This is a genomic window from Cyanobacteria bacterium FACHB-DQ100, from assembly GCA_014695195.1.
GTDB lineage: Bacteria > Cyanobacteriota > Cyanobacteriia > Leptolyngbyales > Leptolyngbyaceae > Leptolyngbya.
This window is the reverse complement of the sequence record JACJNW010000016.1, coordinates 60,157-75,471: the sequence shown is the minus strand read 5'-3', so window position 1 is coordinate 75,471 and position 15,315 is coordinate 60,157. Positions and strand designations below refer to the sequence as shown.

Below are 15,315 nucleotides of genomic sequence, written 5' to 3'. Positions count from 1 at the left end.
TTGATATTCAATAGATTCTTGACTTCGGTTTGAGCAGCTTCTTGTTCCCTAAATCGGGACTTTGAAGAGATATTACTCAGCCTGCTGAAAAGGGTTAACTCTTCAGAGAAGGTTCGCGTTCAGGCATCAGTCTTGACATCAGTTCGAGGTGGCGGAGTCTAGAGCCGAACACTAATACAACGATCGGCGGTAAAAGCACTGTTAGCGTAGACAGAATGCTGAAAATAGAAACTCCGCTTCCTGCTCCTCGATAGATTAGATTGCTTGATAAACTAAACGCTAAGCCCGCTAAAGCAAGCACAGGCGAAGTGAGATTAACAGCCGCGATCGGTAGCAAAATCGAAGCATACCAAGGCATTACCCAAGGTGTCGCAAACAAAATCAGCACCAATGTTACCCAACCAATATCCGAGATTAAATTAGTTTCGGAGTAGCGCCGTTTTAGATAAGACTTGAGTAACGCAATTCCATAGAAAGCGGCAAATCCTAGAGTTGTCAGGCGCGTAAATAGAGAAAGTAGGTTTTGCTTGGTTTCGATCGCCATTCCAGGAAAGTATGACAGTGATGCACTTAAAAGATAATGAAACGACAGTGCTGTTTTGTCTGTAACTCCTGGATTCAGTAGGCTTCTCCAAGCTTCGATCGTCGGTAGAGCCGTCAGACTTACGACTAGAATGACTGAGATCGAGGTTAGGATAAACACTCCAATGTCTTTCCAGCGACGATTTAATAGTAGAAAACTGAACACAAACGGCAACCAAATAATCGGTAACGTTTTTTCCAAAAATCCTAACCAAACCATTAATACAAGCAGGGAATACTTACGCTGCTGTAAGAAAAGCAGTAAAAGCAGCAAAGCATTTGCAACAAACACATCGATATGAGCGCAGAGTAAATGCTCAGTCAGCAATAGTGGATTTACTAAGTAAGCAATAGTAATTTTGCTTCGCCAAGCAGAGTTCTTTAGCAATGTCCAAACCAGAAACCCATTAACCGCATGAAATATCAGACAAAGCAGTTTGAAGAAATAAATCCCTGCCACTAAGTTAACTTTCACAACTGCTGCTGCCGCCATGAAAATCAACTGTGAAACAGGGCCATAAGTTGAAGACTGTGACCATGCAAGAAATGAAGATAAGCTAGAAGAAAAACTATCCGCAGAATTGAGATAAGGATTCACTCCAGCTAATCCCATCAGCCCGTAGTGAAGATATTGATAGATATCGAATGTGCGTGGATAGGTCAGAAAGGGTACGACTAAAAATAGAGCACAAACGCTCAAGATCTTGTTAAAGCTTGGAAAATTCTCTTTTTGCTTCTGAGCTAACCACAGAATATAGACGATCGTTGCTCCAATAAACTCTAGATTGATGCGCAATCGCGTAAGCTGATTGGGAAAAGGTTTATGGTGATCCTGAAGATTTGAAAGCACACTATGAAGATTGCTCCAGCCTAGAATGCTAAGCTCAAGGCAAAATAATATCGTAAATACGGCTCCAAAAGTGAACAGTGCTTTCTTCTTTGTCATAACATTTGATTGAGTTGAAACGACGAGTAACTATAGAACTGATCTATTTCATCTTCGGTTGAGAAACACCCAGAATGTCTGCATATTGCTGCGTACAGGTCGCCCAAGTGAATTGATTTAACCACTCAGGATCAATGATGCGCTTTGGAGCCGCTAAGGTCTTGAGAATTGCTGCCGCGATCGCATCACTATCTCCAACTGGGGTAAGTTCACCGTAGCGACCTTGAGCTAAAATTTCAGCCGGCCCGCTTTTACAATTGGTGGATATGATCGGAGTTCCCAGTGCCATTGCCTCGACTAAAACGGTGGGCAATCCTTCCCACTCAGAAGACAGTGCCAACATAGCTGCTTTTGCCATGTAAGCATAAGGATTTTGAGTAAACCCAAGTAAAGCCACATCATTCGATAAGCCTAAGCTTTCAATCAATTCGATCAGCCGTTCCCTTTCAGGGCCATCACCCAGGATTGCTAACCGAGCCGGTCGAACTTGCCGAACTTGAGCAAAAGCACGAATCAAGGTCGGAAAATCTTTTTGCGGATGCAACCTGCCGACAGCCAGAACAACGGGTGGTTCTCCAGACCGAAACCACGGATGTTCGACAGGTTCTTGCGCCAGCGTGAATAATTCAGGCAGAATAATCGGGTTATAGATGACTTGAATGCGCTCGCGCTTCAACCGAGTAATTCGGCTCAAATCCTCAGCCACTCCATGAGACACAGCAACAATCTCATCGGCCCAGGGATAAAATAATCGTGCAGCAAGTGGAGTAAGCCGAACAGATAGCTGAGGAATGCGCTTTGACTCGATCGACAAGTGATTATGTTCTGTCACAACGATTCGAGTCGATACCCCTGCTAGGCGCTTTGCCCAGAGGGCAATCTCACAAGGGTAATGTAGTGCTGCGAGTAATCGTTCTGGCTGAACTTGTCGAAGATAGCGAACTAATTTCGGCAAACTCAGCGGCACCCACTTTGCCTGGAGATCAACAATGCGAATCTCAGGAGGAACTTGTGATAGATAATGTCCTGACGCTCTAGCCAATACCAAATCGACGCTTAAACCACAATCGATAAAGCCGCGGGCTAGATTGAGCAATACTTTTTCCGCTCCACCTCCATGCAATTCGCGCAGAAAAATCGCAACATCAGGAGCAGGGTGAGATGTTCGATCAGGCTGTAAAGTTTGAGATTGAGGACTGTGCTTCTGGAGATTGATGGTCATAGAGTTAGGCTGGGGAGTAAAAAGCTAGGGCCAATAGGCTGCTACAAAAGCAATTATCTTGCGAACAATTGCTTTGTTTTAATCAGAAATACTTGAGACTGTTTGGGTGGTAAGGAAACAAATGCGACAATTTTCACCAGTGCTATCAGCATTCTTTTCCACTCCAACACTATCGAGAAGTCGTTTGCGATCGCACTCCAAAGAAATCGAGCCGCACACAATCCGTTTTGCCGACTTGGGGTAGATCCTAGTGAATTGAAGGTGAGATAGCGGTAGAGGGCAGAAAGGCTGCGCTTTTTCAGGTGCTGTAGGGAGATGGGTGCTTGGTTAAATGCCGCTTCAATGAGGTGCAAACCTTCTGCCTCCATTTTTAGGAAGTTCGATGACATCGAACCCGCCGTAACTCGATACAGCACTTGAGGCGAAGGCACTGCAACAAACTCGTAGTGAGCAGACAACCGCAACCACATATCCCAGTCGGCTACGGAAGATAACGCTGGATCAAAGCCACCCGTATCAGCAAAGGCTTGTCGACGAATCAAAGGATTAGAGCCATTTTCTAAAAGATTGTGCAGCAATAGCTTCTCATAGATATTGCCCGATGCCGTAACATGATTTCCGGCGCAAAAGAACTTGCCATTCTGGTCAATGTAATCCACCCAGCTATAGGCGACTGCTGCTTGAGGGTTCTTCTGCAATGCTTTGTACTGTGCTTCCAGCTTGTCTGGTGTCCAGAGGTCGTCCGCATCGAGAAAGGAAACGTACTCTCCCGTTGCTTGAGCAAACCCACGATTGCGGCTCGTTGATACGCCTGCATTCTTGTAGGAGAACACTTTAACTCGTGGATCTGTGACGCTAGAAACTACGTTCAAGGTCGAGTCTTTTGAACCATCATCGACCACAATCACTTCAAAGTCTGTGAAAGTTTGATTTAGCACAGACCGAATTGTTTCTTGAACTGTCTTTTCGCTATTGAATGCTGGGATGATTACAGAAATCTCTGGCATCTTCTTCACCTAACTTTGTGTGCTGATTGGCTTAGGCTTTTTTGCTATCTCTAAACGAACGATTCGCTTTGCTGCTTTGATCGCTGCATATGAGTGTCCAGGCGGCAGAAGAGTCACCAAAGACATCTTTGCTAAGACTCTTAGGACTGTTTTCCAGCCGAGGAGCATAGATGGATTATTTGCGATCGCGTTCCAGAAAAATCGCGCTGCAATCAGCCCGTTTTGCCGCTTCGGAGAGCCTTCAAACGCCTTAAAGGTGAGATAGTGATAAAGATTAGCAATAGCATTACGTTTTAGGTATTGTAGGGATTGAGGTGCTTGACTAAACGCTTTTTCAAGCATTCTCAAACTTCCTGTTTCCATTCTTTGAACGTTACAAGACACGGAATTACTAGACATCCGGTATAGAACTTGAGGCGAAGGCACTGCAACAAACTCATAACGAGCAGACAACCGCAACCACATCTCCCAGTCTTCTCCGAAAGCTAGTGTTGGATCAAAGCCGCCTACATCAGCAAAAGCTTGCCTACGAATTAGCGGATTAGACCCATTTTCTAAAAGGTTATTTAGCAATAGTTGCTCATAAATGTTGCCGTTTGCTGTGACGTGGTTCGCGGAGCGAAAGAACTTCCCGTCCTGATCGATGTAGTCCACCCAGCTATAGGCGACTGCTGCTTGAGGATGTAACTGTAATGCTTGATATTGTGCTTCGAGCTTGTTTGGTGTCCACAGGTCATCCGCATCGAGAAAGGAAATGTACTCTCCTGTTGCATGAGCGAATCCACGATTACGGCTCGTTGATACTCCTGCATTGTCGTAGGAGAATACCTTGACTCGTGTGTCTGTGATACTGGAAACCACACTTAAGGTAGAGTCTTGTGACCCATCATCGATCACAATGATCTCTAGCTCTGTGAAGGTTTGATTCAACACGGACTGGACTGTTTCTGTGATAGTATGTTCGCCATTGAACACTGGAATGATTACAGAAATTACGGGCATCTGCTTCACCTGACAATATAAATGTATTTGCTTAGTACAAGGAGCTAGCACGCTTACTTTCTAAATCACTGGATTCATCAGAATTGCCTTCGTTAGTACCCGCAGACAAAACCTGCACGATCGTGTCTGCTACAGCGTCCCAATTTAATTGAGTTCTGATTTTGTGGCGCGCAGCTTGAGACATTGACTCTAGACGAGCAGGATGGCTCAGGAGATCAATCATAGCGGCTGCTAGTGCGTCAGGTGTGAGCTGGTCAAGTACGATTCCATTGTGCTGATGATCTACAATCTCTGGCATTCCGTCCCGATCGCTCACGATGCAGGGCACACCATAATTCATCGCCTCCATAATAAAGCGCGGAAAAGGATCACAAGGAGCAGGAGCAGCCACGATATCGGAGGCAAGAAACAACTGCTTTAGTTGTTCGCGTGAAATGTCTCCTGGATTTTCAACCCCCGCCCGTTGCTTGAGTAGCTTTCTGCCAACTAGCACTAATTTTGCATCTGGCAAAACTTGTCTGACCTGCTCGAAAGCAGCGAGAACGAGATCCCCACCTTTACGCTGAAAGTCCGACCCGTTAAATAGAATCTGCTGGCTGCCGAAGGTTTTTTTGCCTTGATAAGGCTCCAGAAAATCACCGGCTCCACCCACTACAGTGATGCGATCGGACGGAATTTGATAGTCTTCAATCAGCGATCGCCGCACTACATGACTTTGAACAAATAGATGCTTGGCTTTCTCGAAGAGTTGTTGTTCGCACTCAAGCCATTCCTCTCGTTGTGTGCGGTTGAGAAAGTAACCCCAAGGAATTTCACTCTTTTCAGAAAGGCGCATTGTATAGTCTAACAACAAGACATAAGGGATATCTTGCTGATCCCACAACGGACTAAAGGTATTAAGAAGGTGGAATACCAAATCTGGTTTGTACTCTAGCTGCTTAATTGCCTGCTCAAACCGCCGAGATTTAGCAATAAACTCGCGTTTGTTTTTTTCATACAAAGTGTCTGCTTTGCTCTTGGAGAAGACCCTCAAAGCGTAGACATATTTCAACAGTAGTCTTGGTATTTTTGCGTCATACCACTCGTTTTCACGCTGCAAAATTTGTACCTGATTACAGCGCGAAGCTAAAGCTTGAAAAAGAAAATTGTGTCTCGCTATATAGGGAGCTTCTCCGGTTGCCAGAATATTAGCTTGTAGCATTTTAGGTTTTACCTCTTGTGATTACTTATTTCTGATCGTTGTGTTATGCAGGCTCTCGCAGCCTCACAGATGCTCGATCGCTTCGATCTGCTTCCGCCATAGCAAAGATTGTATGTGCAATTTGATCCGCGATCGTGTTCCAGTTCAACTGCGTTTTCATTTTGTGTCGTGCTGCCTGAGACATCACAGTTAGCTTCTGGGGGTCATTGAGCGTATTGATCATCACTTCTGCTAGTTGTTCTGGTGTTATTTGATCGATAACAATTCCATTGATGTCGTGATCAACAATCTCCGGCATACCATCGCGATCGGAAACAATGCAAGGAGTACCATAGTTCATCGCTTCCATCAAAAAAGTTGGGAAGGGATCGCAATAGGCAGGGGCAACGACTAGGTCGGATTGCAGAAATAACTGATGCAAGTCCGAACGCGAGGCGATATGACCTGGATTCACAATGCCTGCTTCTTCAAACGGCAGTTTTTTACCCACGACGACAAGCTTAGCTTCGGGGATCACGCGCCGAACTTGTCTGAACGCTGCCAAAACAATCTCTCCGCCTTTGCGCTCAAAATCTGAACCGTTAAATAGAATCTGTCGGCTACCGAACGTTTTTTCACCCGCGTAAGGTTCCTGAAAATCTCCAGAAGAACCGACAACAGTTATCTTATCCGCAGGCATGCCATAGTCCTGAATCAGCGATCGCTTCACCACATGACTCATACTAAAAATGTGCGTTGCTCGGTGGTAGGCTAAACGCTCACACTCAAACCAGTCCTGACGGGATCGATCGCTTAAAAAGGTCGCCCAAGCAGACCAATTTCGTTCTGCAAGGGCGGTTGTGTAATCTAGCAACATCGCATAAGGAATGGTGTTATTCCACGCCGGACGATAGGTGCCAAAAATCTGAAGCACGAAATCTGGTGGTTTGCTCAGGTGCTGAATTCTGCGCTCTGCTTGTTGGGACTTGAGTACAAACGCCGTTTTATTCTTTTGAAACACAGCATTTGCTTGACTTAAAGAGCCTGTCCGCAGCATTAGCAGTCCTTTGAGAACTGTTCTCGGTAACTTAGCTTCGTACCATTCACTTTGTCGAGGCAGAAAGTCTAGCCGACTAAAATGACTTGATAAAGCGTTGAATAGAAACTGGTGACGCTCCAAAAAGATCGATTCACCTGTCACCAAAAGAGATTTAATTTCCATTGTTTTATGGGAGTGTTCTATGCGAGTTAAAGTACAGCCACAAAGGATGAAGATACGACAAGCCAATAAAGTTAGGTGACAATTACATACTGGCTTTGATTGGCTCTGCGATCGATAAAGGAGTAAATCCTTCAGGGCTAATACAAAACCCTTGGCTCAAGTCAGTTAGGCTCGGATCAGCAAGTCGAGGCAGTTTTTCCCAAGCAGCCTGATCCCCAAACTGCGTTTGTAGGTATCGGCTTGACTTCCAATTCATGAAGTGCAGATACATCATTTCCTCACCCGTTTCAACGGTTAATTTACCTTGATACCAAGACCACTTTGTCGGATAGCGGTATGTCCCATCCATCCACGGAAAATCAGACAAAATGGTGCTGAAGCGCTCTTTAAAGAGATGATTTCGCTTGTAGGGATCGAAAACTGCCCACACTCGACGCACAGGCGATGGAAGTCGCCGATGCCCCAGCAGCAACTTGCCGAAAAATGCTTCATCTATCCCCGAAATTAAGGGTTGGCTCATGAGGTCTTGCCAACCGGGGATCTTACGGAAAGCATGAATCCATTGTTCGTTATTCTTGATGAGGAAGAGGTGCCCAGAGACGCGATCGGGATGAGTTGACAAGGTGTTATGGCATAGAGCTTCATCTGTGTAGAACGCTCTTAGATTGCCGTAGATGACATCAATGTCACTAAAGCCAAAATAATCATAACCCTCTAGATAGTCTTGATGAATCACTCCATACGCAGGTCTAAGATTACAGATAGCATAAGAAGATTGGGTGTTAAAGTTAATTCCCAAGCGATAGGAAGCCATCTGTTGATAGTCTTGAAAGCTCATCCGAACAAACCGAACGTTGGTCGGAGCATTCTCAGGAATCGGACAATCTGTAAAGAAAAGCCAATCGATCGTTGGATTCCAGCGGCAAGATTCGAGATAAAACCTAAACCATTCAGGCCACTGACCGAAATAGGGCATTAATAGAATAATCTTTTTCTGCATAAGCCTTAACCACACCGAATTACACAATCAAATTACACGGGATAACAGTGGGAACTATCGACTATGACGCAAAGCAATCACGCGATGAAACAACTTAGTCAGCAACAGTTGATATTGGAAAAACTGCTCAGGAACAAAGAAGCGGAGACATAACACATAAGTCAGTAAGAAGGTAAAAGGTCTTAGAATCAAAGGCATTTGCAGTGAGATTAAAATTCCTGGAACACTGAGTAGAACTGGAATAAAGCAGGAAAGCAAAAATTTTCTCAGCGGCCAGTGGAACTGTTTACACGCAGTCCACCAGTACAAGAGCGTCCAGACGATCCCCAGCACGATCGCTACCGCCAAACTCACGCCCACGATGCCACCTTGCCAAGCCCCAATCACAAAGCTAAGCACCGCAATCGGAGCCATCTGAAGACTGACTTTCGCATTCAAATCCGGGCGACCTTTCGCAACTAACATCGAGTAAAGCGGCGAGTTCACCACGCGGAAATATCCATAAAACAATAATCCAGGTAGCACAGTACAAATCGGTATCCAGTTCGCACCAAAGAGCAGCGTCACAAATTGGGGATCGAAGACTAGAAAAATGATCGCGTAGCTCGCAGCCGCAAAGAACGCAACCTGCTCAACCACCTTGAACAACGCATCTTCTTGCTCCTCGATCGGAAGCTGTGCAAAAACAGGCATTCCTAACTGATTGAGCAAAGAACTCAAAATGCTAGAGACGGTCATTGATAGCTGATACGCAAGGTTATAAAACCCCAAGCTGGCACTGCCTAAAATCTTGCCAACCGTGAAGTTATCCGCATTAAAGCTAAGATATAGCCCGATACTTGACCCCACAGAACCTAAACAAAAGGTGAAAACTTCCGATCGTACCTCTGGATCAAGTTGCAGCCGGAAACGGTGTCTTGAGTAGTGCCGCGATAGCAAGCAGTTGATCACCCAAGAAGCAGTATCTCCAATCACAAACGACCAGTATTTGAACCCAAGCAAGGCGGCTCCAGTAGTACAGAGTAATCGAGTCAGCGAACTGACTAAACTGATATGCGCTAACGCTTGGTACTGCATTCGGCGCGTCATGATCCCGCTGTAAACATAGGCAGCAGAGGACAACACCAGATTAAACGAGAATGCAATTAGGATACCAGTCAGTGCAGGTTCACGAAAGAAGTCAGCAACTACGGGAGCAGTCACTACCATTGCCAAGGCCAGTACCACACCCGTCAGTAAACTAACGGTGTAGCTTGTATTAACATACTTCGGATTATCCGCGCCCTTGTAGATAATAAAGGCTCCGGCTGTGTCTTGAGTAAATAGCGTAAACAGTGACCAAAACACATACGCAATCCCAATTACGCCAAAGTCTGCGGGCTGAAGCAATCGCGCCAACACCACGCTACTGAGAAAGACAAAAATTCGAGTGACAAACGTGGCGTAGGTAATCCACAACCCACTTTTAATCAGTGAGGTTGATTTCATAGACTTTTGCTCTGGATTGTTTTTGCAGGGGTCGATCGATTGTGAGAGACATCAAGCGATCTCCGGATCAATTGTTTAGACAAGGGTGAAAGCTTCACTGCAATCAGCGTTAACAACGATCGAGGGTCAGTGTAAAAGATAGAGCGATCGCTCTTCCAGGCCTGCTGTATCAATTGTTGCGCTTGTTGGGTATCCCCTCCTGTTAGCGCCAAACGAGCTAGGAAACGATACATATAGGCATAGGCAGTCGGTAGGTACGGTTCAAGCTGTTCTCTAGAGCGTTGATAAGCCGCTTGAAGCACTTGTTCTTGCGATCGCTGCATTTCCGCCACGTTAAACGAAAGTCCAGACGGGCGAACCCGGTAGCAGCACAAAGGACGAGGCTCCCGGTAGAAACGCCATCGACCTGTTGCTGCGACCCGTAACCAAAAATCGATGTCTTCACAACTACGCAGGGCTTCGTCAAACTCTCCCACTTCATCTATCAGAACTCGACGAAACACGGCATTTGAACCATGACCGACAAAGTTCTTATACATCAAAGACACTAATGGATCAGCGGCAATTGGCTTGCCGCTCAAAGACATCCAACTGCGCTGCCCATCATCGCGAATGATGTGTGAAGCACTGTAGACTATTCCAACGCTGGGATCACGATCGAGCCGCTCGACATGGTTGGTTAACTTATCGGGTTCGTAGCGATCGTCTGCGTCTAGTAGCGCAATATAGTCAGCCTGAGCCTTGTGAATTCCAGCATTGCGAGCCGATGACAAACCCCCATTCGGCTTTGTGATCAGTTGAAAGCGCGAGTCGCGTTGACAAAACTGCTCAGCGATCTCAACGGTTCGATCGGTTGAACCATCATTGACCACGATCGCCTCGAATGCTCTTAGAGACTGCTGCTCCAGAGATATCAAGGCTTCTTCAAGATAAGCGCCAACATTATAGGCTGGAATGATGACGCTAACTTTAGGTTTGCTCATGGAAATTTCTTACCTCGAAAACTCCTACACCATGCGCTAAAGGCTGCAAGCGCGTGAAATCACAGCAAAATCACGGCGCTGATAACCTAGTAGGCACCTCGTCGATCGAACACAATCCAAAGCGTTTTCCCAATGATCTGGAGATCATAGAGTGGAGTCCACTTCGCTTGGTACTGAAAATCAAGCTTTAGAATCTGCTCGAAATCATGAATCTCAGAGCGACCGCTCACCTGCCACTCTCCGGTAAGACCTGGCTTAACGTTCAAGCGCTGCCAGTGATGCGATTCATATTGAGTCACTTCATCCTCGGTAGGTGGACGAGTCCCAACTAAGCTCATCTCTCCGCGTAGTACATTCCAAAACTGGGGTAGTTCGTCTAGGCTAGTTCGCCGCAGAAATCGTCCTACTCTTGTCACGCGGGGATCGTGCTTATTCTTAAAGACTAATCCTTGCGCTTCATTGGGAACTTGGTCTTTCAACAGGTCTGCATTCTCCACCATTGAGCGAAACTTACAGATATAGAAGGGCTGTCCCCGCAGACCGAATCTTTTCTGTACATAGAGAATTGAACCTTTACTGTCTAGCTTAATGGCTAAGGCGATGGGAATAAAGACCAATGCCAAAATACATAAACCGACAATACTTCCAACTACATCTATCGATCGTTTAGACACCGAAACCGTAGAACGATGCTGAGGTAATGAATTGAGGGATACAGGAATCAAATCGTTAGCAGTAGGCACCAAATTTGAGAAAGCTACGATCTTCATTTTTTGTCACCGCCATCAACAGGAAATAGATTAATCGATGATTATTAAAGAACTAGGACTGTCTTAAAAAGTAATAGTTCCAGCAAACTTGTGGTGTCAACAAGGCACTGTGGTGTCAACAAAATATTGATGTAAAAGCGAATATCAAAAGCAATGCTGAGTATTAATGTAGATCATAGCGGCAAGCACGAAAGGGACAAGGCAGTTTTTGTAAAGATGCAATGAAGATTTCTAGATTAAAAATTGTTACGTTCTACGTGTATACGGAAAAAATAGGGTGAATCTTCTCCCTCTAAAGGTGTAAGCCCGTAATTCTTCATGAAAACTATAAATAACGTACTAGATTTATGAAATTCCTGTAAAGCCTTGATAAATATGCCTGTTGCGCTTTGAGGAGGTTCAATTAATTTTTCAAGAATTAATGAAGTAAAGCTGGATGAAAAATAGCAGCTAAATTCGACCAATCCTGCTCACAGTCACAGCTTCTGCAACTCGCGCGTTAAATTCAAGCTAGTTTTTATTCACTGCATACCTCTTTTGGGAGATGTTCCTGTGATTTGCGGCTTCTTATGATTCGGGCTGTTACGCTTAGGCACAGGAATTAGTCGTGCTTCGGAAAAGAGCCTGTTTTTCATTAAGGCCATCTCTCCGAGATTCGAGAAAATAAACTGTGTAGTATGAAGCTTTCCTGCACACAGCGCAGACGGCTTTCGCTTCTCAGCTTGACTCAGTCTGAACCAGTTTAATGGTTCTGTAGTTTCCGGGTTCTGACTGTTGGGGCAGAGGTTATAAGAGTGCTAATTGCTATCATTTATCAATGTTGATCACTTAGAGCTTCGGGAGGAGAGTGCGCTCTAAGCTGTGCTTCTACCGATAATTGCATCCTGAATGCTTTGAACTAAAGTCACTCTTTAGCTGAACTCACCCTAACGATCGCTAGATAAAGCCATCCAAGCAGCTATGATCGGACAAACAAAATTGCACCAATTAAAAGATTCACCCAGTTTGAGTGTCTATTTGCTAGGGCGGCGGATTACTTGTATGACGGTTGCCGCGATTGTCGATGCCATTCATACGGCTTGCACTGAGGGTACAAAGCTCACGGTGGCACATTACAATGTTCACGGCTTCAATTTGTCAATGCAGCTTCCGTGGTTTCATAACTTTCTTCAAAGCGCCGAGATCGCTCACTGTGATAGCGTCGGTATTCTCAAAGCGATCGGATTCATGGGTCTGAAGCTACCCTTGCAGTATCGTGCTTCCTACAGCCTTTTGATGCCTAAATTGTTGTCGCACTGTAACCAGCAGAATTTTTCGATTTTTCTGCTAGGCGCAAAGCCAGAATGTGTCGATGCCGCGATCGCACAAGTTCGGCAGCAGTACCCGAATGTGCAAGTTAGTGGACATCATGGCTACTTTGACATTCACAATCCTGATGCAAACGGACAGGTCGTGCAACAAATTAATCAAGTCAAGCCGCAGATTTTGGTGGTTGGTATGGGAATGCCCATTCAGGAGGACTGGATTCGCCTCAATCGAGATCAGTTGGATGTCAATGTGATCATGATGGGGGGCGCAGTGATCGATCGCTTGGCAGGCATCGTTCCAGACTGTCCACCCCTGCTTTCTGATTTGGGATTAGAGTGGGTGTATCGATTGTTTCGTGAGCCAAAGCGCCTAGCAACTCGCTATTTACTAGGCAATCCTGCATTTCTGCTCCATATTGCCTTAGCGAAAGCGTATTCGTTTTCGCTGAGGGTGCAGCTTATGGAGCCGCTTAGCCGCTCTAAAAAGCTTTCTAACACAGGAGTTGAGTCGATTAGAGCAGAGTTGAAGTCCGCTGAAAATCGACTGGTTGATGCTGACGCCATCTCTGGATAAAGAGCGATCCTAAGTGATACCAGATTGATTTGTGGATGCGACAGATTCTCGCCCCCTAAATCCCCCAGAATGGGGAAGACTTTGAGTATGATCTGTCGCATTCTATGTTTAATTCGGTATGACGCACCACACTGATGCTTCGTGTACCCCATAAGGGCGCGAATCTCTCGTAAAGACACGAACACCGTAGGTGCTTTACTGCATCTACGGTGTTCGTGTCTTTACCCGAATTTGTAGCGAGTCTGTAGGAATTGAGGGAGCAACCTGGGTAGATGAGCGTGAGTGAGTCCGAATTAACCTTGTCCAGATAGCTGATCCCAGCTTGTGAAGCGAACGTGCTGACATTCTGCTTCACACAGTACCGCTCCTAACCAGACAAAGAAAAACCACAGATTGACTGCCATCCAGCTAAGCGGAGTGGCATTACAAGCAATATAGAGTGCAATTAGCCCCGCGAATGCCCATTTACAATTCGCGCTACCTCGAATGGCAGTCGCATAAGCTGCAAAAAGAGTCAGAAGCATTGCAGCGATCAAAGCGATAAATCCTACGATGCCATTCAAATATAGAACAGCCGCATAGGTCGAGAATGAACCCAGCGTAATGTAGACATCTTCGTAGAGGTGCGCTTTCCCTCGGATTACACCCCAGCCAATCCAAGGAGACTGCTGCCAAGCCTCAAGCGTTTCGCGCACCACGATCGCACGTTCCTGCGAAGAAGATGCACGCACCTGTGTAAAACCCTCGGCAGGCTTACGCAAGAGTTCCTCGATCGTCAAACCAAAGATGCTGCATCCCATCAGGGTCGCTGTCATACTCCACAGCGAAAGCTGGCGAAACAATCCACTTTCAAGACAAGCACCAACCAACAAAGCAATCGGCAAACAAATCCAGGCACTCCGACTTGCGCTCACGGTCAATCCGGCAACTGCACCAAGTAGGGCGAAACGTCGGAGTTGTTGATCGCGCTCTCCTAAACAAATCAAAAAACACAAAAGCGAACACAGTCCTAAAATTGGGGGATCAGGTGTGTAGAGAACCGTTCTGGGCAATGGCACCCCAAAAAACGGCGCTAAATCTGCAAACATTACCCGCAAGCTACCCTTATCCCCCGGAAGCAACCGCGCCAATGGTGGTGTGTAACCATCGCCGCCAATGTTGAGAATCAGCATGGCAACTTGAATGCTGATCGTCACCAAATAGCCTGCTGACATCCAGGCGATCGCTCGCGTCACAATCTCGACTCGTAACCGATTGAAAAACGGCAAAGCAAGACAAGCAAAAATGAGAAAGTAGCTTTTTGCAAATGTCACTACTGCTGCCGCTGCGACCATCAAATCAAACCCCATGTCGTTGATCCCCAGTGCTGCCGTCCAAAGCATTGCGATCGACATCGCTAACCAAGCCCACACATAGTTGGGTAATGACTTTTGAATCAAGTGATCAAGGCTAAAGTGAACGGCTAACAAGCCAATGACAAGAGCAGGATAGAAAAGGGGCTGAATTCCCAGTAACCACCAAAGCGGTGTGAGAATGATTGTCCAGTAGATTACGCGCTCAGAGCGCGACAAAGGACTCATTCCTTGAGTGATAAACTTCGGTTTGATCGAAGGCAGATCGAACATACGGGTTTTAAAAAAATTCCGGTTAGTGATTAAAGGATTACTCTATTACTTTAGATAGAGAACGAGCGCGATCAGGAAGACCTCATACCAAGGCAAAGCAGTTCTACTGGTCTGGAAAGGGTAGCTTTAAACTAAATTGAAAAAATCAGCCGATCGATACATTGATCGGGCTTGAGTGACTCCCAAACTCAGGTTATTTGGCTACTGCTGACAAAGGTTGGTCTTACTGGAACAAAAAATTTCTATCTATTTGCATATTGAAAACAGTAACATTCTTCATAAAATATAAAGCAACTCTAGACTTGTCAATCATCTGCGGAAGTAGGGGAATGAGAGACATTCACCTGTAAGAAATATCTGTAAAGAACACTCGTGGAACAATTTGTTTGAAAAATTGTTTGAAAAGC

The 15,315-nt window shown here is 45.7% G+C and carries 12 protein-coding genes; 1 reads left to right on the top strand and 11 read right to left on the bottom strand.

Going from position 1 to position 15,315, the window contains the following annotated elements; all coding sequences use genetic code 11:
• Positions 1–94 precede the first annotated feature (94 nt).
• From H6F51_04390 to H6F51_04345, 10 genes are all read right to left on the bottom strand, one after another.
• Positions 95–1,528, bottom strand: coding sequence for a hypothetical protein (locus H6F51_04390; protein ID MBD1821738.1), 1,434 nt, complete (start codon positions 1,526–1,528; stop codon positions 95–97).
• A gap of 43 nt (positions 1,529–1,571) precedes the next feature.
• Positions 1,572–2,750, bottom strand: coding sequence for a glycosyltransferase (locus H6F51_04385; GenBank protein ID MBD1821737.1), 1,179 nt, complete (start codon positions 2,748–2,750; stop codon positions 1,572–1,574).
• A 53-nt stretch (positions 2,751–2,803) separates the two neighbouring features.
• Positions 2,804–3,757 carry a glycosyltransferase gene (locus H6F51_04380; GenBank protein MBD1821736.1) on the bottom strand — a complete coding sequence of 318 codons (954 nt, stop codon included), beginning with the start codon at positions 3,755–3,757 and terminating at the stop codon, positions 2,804–2,806.
• A 9-nt stretch (positions 3,758–3,766) separates the two neighbouring features.
• A complete protein-coding gene (locus H6F51_04375) occupies positions 3,767–4,759 on the bottom strand; it encodes a glycosyltransferase (protein ID MBD1821735.1) in 993 nt (330 codons plus the stop codon).
• Positions 4,760–4,790: 31 nt separating this feature from the next.
• Positions 4,791–5,960, bottom strand: a complete 1,170-nt coding sequence (locus H6F51_04370) for a glycosyltransferase family 4 protein (GenBank protein MBD1821734.1) — start codon at positions 5,958–5,960, stop codon at positions 4,791–4,793.
• 43 nt (positions 5,961–6,003) lie between these two features.
• On the bottom strand, positions 6,004–7,161 hold the full coding sequence (locus tag H6F51_04365; protein ID MBD1821733.1) for a glycosyltransferase family 4 protein: 1,158 nt from the start codon (positions 7,159–7,161) through the stop codon (positions 6,004–6,006).
• A gap of 82 nt (positions 7,162–7,243) precedes the next feature.
• On the bottom strand, positions 7,244–8,161 hold the full coding sequence (locus H6F51_04360) for a hypothetical protein (GenBank protein ID MBD1821732.1): 918 nt from the start codon (positions 8,159–8,161) through the stop codon (positions 7,244–7,246).
• A 54-nt stretch (positions 8,162–8,215) separates the two neighbouring features.
• Entirely contained in the window at positions 8,216–9,649 is a 1,434-nt protein-coding gene (locus H6F51_04355) for a lipopolysaccharide biosynthesis protein (protein ID MBD1821731.1), read from the bottom strand.
• Positions 9,646–10,632: a glycosyltransferase family 2 protein gene (locus tag H6F51_04350; GenBank protein MBD1821730.1), complete on the bottom strand. Its 987-nt coding sequence runs from the start codon at positions 10,630–10,632 to the stop codon at positions 9,646–9,648. The genes H6F51_04355 and H6F51_04350 overlap by 4 nt, the downstream gene beginning before the upstream one ends.
• Before the next feature lie 86 nt (positions 10,633–10,718).
• A complete protein-coding gene (locus tag H6F51_04345; protein MBD1821729.1) occupies positions 10,719–11,402 on the bottom strand; it encodes a sugar transferase in 684 nt (227 codons plus the stop codon).
• 960 nt (positions 11,403–12,362) lie between these two features.
• Between H6F51_04345 and H6F51_04340 the strand changes: the two genes are divergently transcribed.
• On the top strand, positions 12,363–13,283 hold the full coding sequence (locus tag H6F51_04340; protein MBD1821728.1) for a WecB/TagA/CpsF family glycosyltransferase: 921 nt from the start codon (positions 12,363–12,365) through the stop codon (positions 13,281–13,283).
• 293 nt (positions 13,284–13,576) lie between these two features.
• Here H6F51_04340 and H6F51_04335 read toward each other — a convergent pair whose 3' ends face one another.
• The gene (locus H6F51_04335; protein ID MBD1821727.1) at positions 13,577–14,863 is read right to left on the bottom strand and encodes an O-antigen ligase family protein; all 1,287 of its coding nucleotides are present in this window, start codon (positions 14,861–14,863) and stop codon (positions 13,577–13,579) included.
• Positions 14,864–15,315 lie beyond the last annotated feature (452 nt).

Coding starts and splice junctions, on each gene's coding strand:
- H6F51_04390 (MBD1821738.1), bottom strand. CDS start 1,528: ATGACAAAGAAGAAAGCACTGTTCACTTTTGGAGCCGTATTTACGATA.
- H6F51_04380 (MBD1821736.1), bottom strand. CDS start 3,757: ATGCCAGAGATTTCTGTAATCATCCCAGCATTCAATAGCGAAAAGACA.
- H6F51_04355 (MBD1821731.1), bottom strand. CDS start 9,649: ATGAAATCAACCTCACTGATTAAAAGTGGGTTGTGGATTACCTACGCC.
- H6F51_04350 (MBD1821730.1), bottom strand. CDS start 10,632: ATGAGCAAACCTAAAGTTAGCGTCATCATTCCAGCCTATAATGTTGGC.
- H6F51_04340 (MBD1821728.1), top strand. CDS start 12,363: ATGATCGGACAAACAAAATTGCACCAATTAAAAGATTCACCCAGTTTG.
- H6F51_04375 (MBD1821735.1), bottom strand. CDS start 4,759: ATGCCCGTAATTTCTGTAATCATTCCAGTGTTCAATGGCGAACATACT.
- H6F51_04385 (MBD1821737.1), bottom strand. CDS start 2,750: ATGACCATCAATCTCCAGAAGCACAGTCCTCAATCTCAAACTTTACAG.
- H6F51_04335 (MBD1821727.1), bottom strand. CDS start 14,863: ATGAGTCCTTTGTCGCGCTCTGAGCGCGTAATCTACTGGACAATCATT.
- H6F51_04370 (MBD1821734.1), bottom strand. CDS start 5,960: ATGCTACAAGCTAATATTCTGGCAACCGGAGAAGCTCCCTATATAGCG.
- H6F51_04360 (MBD1821732.1), bottom strand. CDS start 8,161: ATGCAGAAAAAGATTATTCTATTAATGCCCTATTTCGGTCAGTGGCCT.
- H6F51_04365 (MBD1821733.1), bottom strand. CDS start 7,161: ATGGAAATTAAATCTCTTTTGGTGACAGGTGAATCGATCTTTTTGGAG.
- H6F51_04345 (MBD1821729.1), bottom strand. CDS start 11,402: ATGAAGATCGTAGCTTTCTCAAATTTGGTGCCTACTGCTAACGATTTG.